This is a genomic window from Polaromonas sp. P1_E1_2, from assembly GCF_056406035.1.
On the sequence record NZ_JBFUAZ010000263.1, the window covers coordinates 1 to 5,483 of the forward strand.

Annotated in this window: 3 protein-coding genes and 2 pseudogenes; 2 read left to right on the forward strand and 3 right to left on the reverse strand. The window is 61.9% G+C overall.

Annotated elements, in window-relative coordinates; all coding sequences use genetic code 11:
* Nucleotides 1-1,053 (reverse strand): annotated as a pseudogene (locus AC1D1P_RS13155) (pyruvate dehydrogenase (acetyl-transferring), homodimeric type); the annotation flags it as partial.
* 106 nt (nucleotides 1,054-1,159) lie between these two features.
* Between AC1D1P_RS13155 and AC1D1P_RS13160 the strand changes: the two are divergent.
* Complete coding sequence (locus AC1D1P_RS13160; RefSeq protein ID WP_477673292.1) at nucleotides 1,160-1,636, forward strand: Lrp/AsnC family transcriptional regulator; 477 nt, start codon at nucleotides 1,160-1,162, stop codon at nucleotides 1,634-1,636.
* A 16-nt stretch (nucleotides 1,637-1,652) separates the two neighbouring features.
* On the opposite strand, the gene AC1D1P_RS13165 is transcribed toward AC1D1P_RS13160, so the two are convergent.
* The gene (locus AC1D1P_RS13165; protein ID WP_477669678.1) at nucleotides 1,653-3,500 is read right to left on the reverse strand and encodes a sensor domain-containing diguanylate cyclase; all 1,848 of its coding nucleotides are present in this window, start codon (nucleotides 3,498-3,500) and stop codon (nucleotides 1,653-1,655) included.
* Between the two features lie 147 nt (nucleotides 3,501-3,647).
* Between AC1D1P_RS13165 and AC1D1P_RS13170 the strand changes: the two genes are divergently transcribed.
* Nucleotides 3,648-5,039, forward strand: a complete 1,392-nt coding sequence (locus AC1D1P_RS13170) for an esterase-like activity of phytase family protein (protein ID WP_477673291.1) — start codon at nucleotides 3,648-3,650, stop codon at nucleotides 5,037-5,039.
* Nucleotides 5,040-5,124: 85 nt separating this feature from the next.
* Here AC1D1P_RS13170 and prfC read toward each other — a convergent pair.
* A pseudogene (prfC, locus tag AC1D1P_RS13175) lies at nucleotides 5,125-5,483 on the reverse strand (peptide chain release factor 3); the annotation flags it as partial.

Below are 5,483 nucleotides of genomic sequence, written 5' to 3' on the forward strand. Positions count from 1 at the left end.
GGTTTGCATCTGGCCGTCCACCGTCTGCGCAAAAGTTTTGGCCAACGCGTCCGTCAGGTCACGTGCGAACAGGCCGTCCCAGTCGCTGCCCCAGACCAGCTTGATGACATTCCACCCGGCGCCGGCAAAAAGCTTTTCCAGCTCGTCGATGATGCGGCCGTTGCCGCGCACCGGGCCGTCGAGCCGTTGCAGGTTGCAGTTGACGACCCAGACCATGTTGTCCAGCCCCTCGCGGGCGGCCAGCGTCAGCGCGCTCATCGATTCGGGCTCGTCCATCTCGCCATCGCCGAACACGCCCCAGACTTTGCGGCCCGTGCAGTCGAGCAGACGCCGGTGCGTGAGGTAGCGCATAAAGCGTGCGTGGTAGATCGAGCTGATCGGGCCTATGCCCATGGAGCCGGTCGGGAACTGCCAGAAGTCCGGCATCAGGTACGGGTGCGGGTAGCTGCACAGGCCTTGCGCGCCCTGGCTGGGCGCGGTCAGCTCCTGGCGGTAAAAGCCCAGGTCTTTTTCGTCCAGCCGGCCTTCCAGGTAGGCGCGCGCATACACGCCCGGTGCGCTGTGCGGCTGGAAGAACACCAGGTCGCCGCGGTGTTGGCCGGGGCCTGTGCCTTCGCGTGCGCGAAAGAAATGGTTGAAGCCGGTTTCAAACAGATCGGCCGCGCTGGCGTAACTCGCGATGTGGCCGCCGAGCTCGGCCGAGCCGCCGGTCTCGGCCTGGTTGGCGCGCACGACCATCGCCAGCGCATTCCAGCGCATCAGCGAGGCCAGGCGCTCTTCCATCGCCAGGTCGCCGGGAAACACGGGCTGCTCGTCTACGCCAATGGTGTTGACGTAAGGCGTGGCCAGTTCGGGCCGCCAGCCGATGCGCTGCTTGCGCGCGACGCGGCTCAGCTCATGCAGCATTTCGCGTGCACGGGCCGGGCCCTGCGTAAGGGCCAGGGCTTCAAACGCCTCACGCCATTCGGCGGTTTCCTGCGGGTCAGGGTCAGCGGAAGGATCGGTGTAAGAAGCGGCCTGCATCAGTAAATGGTGGGGTGTGGAGTCGTTCATGGCACTGATCACTGTACGCAGATTCATCCGGAAGGTGTTGCTTCAATATCGGGGTATGACACCATTTAAAAGCATAAAATGCTGTAAATAACGAATTTTGAAGATGATGCAGCTCGATAACCTTGATTTTAAGATTCTGGATGAGTTGCAGCGGGATGGCTCGCTGACCAACGTGGAACTGGCGCGCCGCGTGCATCTGAGCCCTTCACCGTGCCTGGCGCGCGTCAAGGCGCTGGAGGCCGCCGGCGTTATTGATCGCTATGTGGCCATTGCCAACGCGGCGGCGCTGGGTCTGGGCTTGAATGTGTTCATTTCCATCAGCCTGCGCACGCAAAGCAAGGAGTCGCTGRCCGACTTCGAGCGGCGCATCGCCGAGCACGACGACGTGATGGAGTGTTATTTGATGTCGGGCGACAGCGACTACCTGATTCGTGTGGCGGTGGCCGACATCGGTGCGCTGGAAAAATTCATCCTTGAGCAGCTGTCGCCGATTCCGGGCATCGAGAAGATACGCTCGAGCTTTGCGCTCAAGCAGGTCAGGTACAAGACGGCCTTGCCCTTGCCTGTGACAAGGGCGCCCTGAATCTGCCGCCAGGGTCTCAGCGGCCCGGGGCTGAAGCCTGTTCGCTGGTCAATGCCGGGTGCGAAATTTCAATTTCGTTGATCTTGGCCAGCAGGTCTTCCCGACGGCTCATGTCTTCCCCTGCGGCACTCACGGTATCGCTCGGTGAATCGACAAATTGTACATAGCGCTTTGTTCCGGCGGCCATCTGGTGCAGTCGGGACTTGAGCCTTTCAACCACCTCCTGCGCGGTTGTCTGGGCGCTGGGCGTGTCATGCCACAGGGCGACGTGCAGGTTGAAGGCATTCGCATCGCCCAGCTTTTCAGATGCGCGTATGCAGTCGGCCAGGATTTTGGTTGAAACTTCGGACAGGGTGGTGCGATTGACCGGGCCTTCCACCAGCATCATGAAGTCGTTTTCGCCATAGCGAACCACTGTGTCCACGTCGCGTGCTGCCCCGCGCAGGATTTCGCCGATGCGGGAAAGTGCGGCGGCGCGCTTCTGGTCGCTGGCCTCGTCATGGCTCGGAGCCTGGTCGAGCCAGCGCAACATCAATACGCCGAATGCCGACTTCTGCCTCCGCGCGCGCAGCAGCATGGGCGGCAGCCTGTCGTCGATGACCCGCGGCAACATCAGCCCGCTGGCCGGGTCGTAAGTCGCCAGTGCGGCGCTGCGGTGGTTGGCAAACAGTGCTGCCCGGCTGCGCCATGCCAGCACGAGGAAAACCCAGAGCAGGCCGATCATCGCCGACAGGACACCGGCTGCCTGTGCCGCTTCAACATTCCAGACCCAGCCCGCGTTGTAGGAAAGCCGGGCCAGCGCGGCCAGCCCGATGGGCGCGGCGCCCAGCAGGATGAGGAGGTTCCAGGTCTGTCCCCGCAAAGACATCCACAAGAGGCTTCCCATGATGGCCAGGGTGGAAAACGCCAGCCACAGGTTGCGAAGATCTCGCGGCACGAGGTTCTGRCTCGCAGCCATCAGGCAGGCCATGAACAGGCTGCCCGCCGTCACGGTGAGCAGCAGCCGGTGTATGCGCGGGTAGCCGCTCTTGGCATAGCTGGCCTGGGTGCAAAACCATGCACCGGCGGCCATGCTCACCGAGGCCGACACCCAGCCCATGACCTGGTTCAGGTGTGCGCTGTGCGGCCAGATGCGCCAGCCGCCATAGCCGATCAGCACCAGTTGCGTGAACATGAGCGTGACCACGACGGCGCCGAACCACAAAAATACCTTGTTGCGCGCCATGACGAACGCGGCCAGGCACAGAAAGGCCAGCAGGCTGAACATGCCCCACATCAGTCCGATCACCACGCCAACCCGGGACGCGCCGTCGATGTACTCAATGGGCGACAGCAGCATGGGCCGCGCCGTGATGGCCCTGCGGTGCTCAAAGCGCAGGTAGTAGGTCTGCATGCCGTCGCCGCGCGTTTGCAGTTCAAAACTCGGCACACGGGTGCGTAGCGCCCACGCGGCCGGGGCAATCGCTTCGCCTGCTGACTGGACCAGCCAGCCGCCTTGCGGGTTGCGCGAAAAAAGGCTCGCCTTGAAGATCGCCTGGCCCGGCATCCGTATGTACCAGGTCTGCAGGGCTTCGGTGGCCGGCAGTGAAAAAGTGGCCCAGACATCCTGAGTGTTCGAGGTGGGCAGGATGGAGTCGTCTGTATAGGGCTGGAAGGTCCACGACCCGGTTGCGGGATCGCCGGCTGTCAAGGCATCAGGTGACTCGATGGAATCCTTGGGCACCGCGACCCATTGCAGCGGCTGGGCCAGTGTGATTGTGGGACTGTCTTCGTACAGGCGGTCAAAGACCTGTGCATGGGCTGCGCCGAAGAATGCGCAGAGCAACATCAGGAAAAAAGCACGCAGGCTTGCCGTTCGATACATCTGTATAGCTTATTGCAAAAAAACGGCCTGCCCGGAAGGCCTTAGCCCTGCCGTRCAAACACCCGATGCGGACCCGGGGGCGCTGTGTGTAATCAGGGCGTCACATGCGTTGGCCACCATCCGGCTTTCTTCAACAGTGGATTGCCCATGCCTTCTTCCCGTTTTGCCGCCAATCGGCGCCCTGCATTCAAATCTCTCTTCAAAGCCATCCTTCCTGCGCTGGCAACCGTTGCGCTGGCTGCGCCGCTGCAAGCCCAGACCGCCTTTCCGGCCACGCTGGCCGGCCATGTGGTGGCGCCCGCCCGGTCGTTTATTGCAGCGCCCAAAGATGCGCCGCAGGACCTGCAGGTCAGCGGCAAGTTCACCAATGGCAAGCGCACGGAAGCGCTGGGCACGGTGGAGGGCCTGTCTGCCGGCAGGCCCACGGGTGTGAGCCTGCCTTTCAAGGGCCAGCCTTTGCAGGGCCATTCAGGCATCAAGAAAATGCCCGACGGCAGTTTCTGGATCCTGACCGACAACGGCTTTGGCTCCAAAGCCAATTCACCGGATGCCATGCTGTACCTGAACCGCTACAAGGTCGATTTCAAGGCTGGCGCCATGAAGCGGCTGGAAACGATTTTTCTGCACGATCCCGATAAAAAAGTGCCGTTCCGCATCGTTCATGAAGGCACGAAGCAGCGCTACCTCACGGGCAGCGACTTTGACACCGAAAGCTTCCAGTTCGCCGGTGGCGCCTTGTGGATCGGCGACGAGTTCGGCCCTTTCCTGATCAAGGCCGACATGAAGGGCAAAGTGCTGGCGGTGTTTGACACGCTGGTCGACGGCAAGGCCGTGCGTTCGCCCGACCATCCGGCTGTGACGACTCCCGGCGTGCCAGGCGGTGCGGTGGATTTCCAGGTTCGTCGCTCCAAGGGGTTTGAAGGCATGGCTGCTTCGAAAGACGGCAGCAAGCTGTATGCGCTGCTGGAGGGCGCGCTGTATGACGCCGCCACCAAAGGCAATGAAAACGTGGGCGGCAAGGACTACCTGCGCGTGCTGGAGTTTGACGTGAAGAGCGAATCCTGGACCGGCCGCCACTGGAAATACATGCTGGAGAGCAACAGCCACGCGATCGGCGACTTCAACATGATCGACGGCACGACCGGCCTGATCATCGAGCGCGACAACGGCGAAGGCACGGCCGACAAGGCTTGCCCGGAAGGCCAGAAGCGCACGGACTGCTTCCACGACATCGCAAAGTTCAAGCGTGTCTACAAGGTGGAGTTGAGCGACGCCAATGCCGGTGGTGCGTTGCGCAAGATCGGCTACATCGATTTGATRGCCATTGCCGACCCGGCGAAGCTGGCGCGCAAACCCCTGAACAACGGCGTGCTGACCTTCCCGTTCTTCACGATTGAAAACGTGGACGTGGTGGACGCCACACACATCGTGGTGGGCAACGACAACAACCTGCCGTTTTCCAGCAGCCGCGAGCCCAACAAGGCGGACGACAACGAGCTGATCCTGCTGGAAGTGGGTGATTTCCTCAAGGCGCAGTAAGCCCGCGCATCAGGCGTGAGCGAAGTTGCTATTACTTTTATAGCTGCTAGCGCACGTCCTGATTGGCCTGCAGGCCAAAAATAACTTACATTTTTGACTGAAAAACCAGCCCGGCGTGCTCGCGCAGCGCATGAAACTTGATCTTGGGCCACTGCTGCTCCACGGCACGCAGGGTGGCGCTGTGATCCACCAGCAAGGTGGGTGCATCGACCGCATCCAGCGCCACGCGGTGGGCGTTGGCGTCCATGAATTTCTTCAGTTCGTTCGGGTCCTCGGACGTCACCCAGCGGGCCAGGTTGAAGTTGCTGCCCATGATGCGGGCCTTGACGCCGTACTCATGTTCCAGGCGGTGAGCCACCACTTCAAACTGCAGCTGGCCGACAGCGCCCAGCAGCAGCAATGAGCCGGCAATCGGGCGGAACACCTGGATCGCGCCTTCTTCAC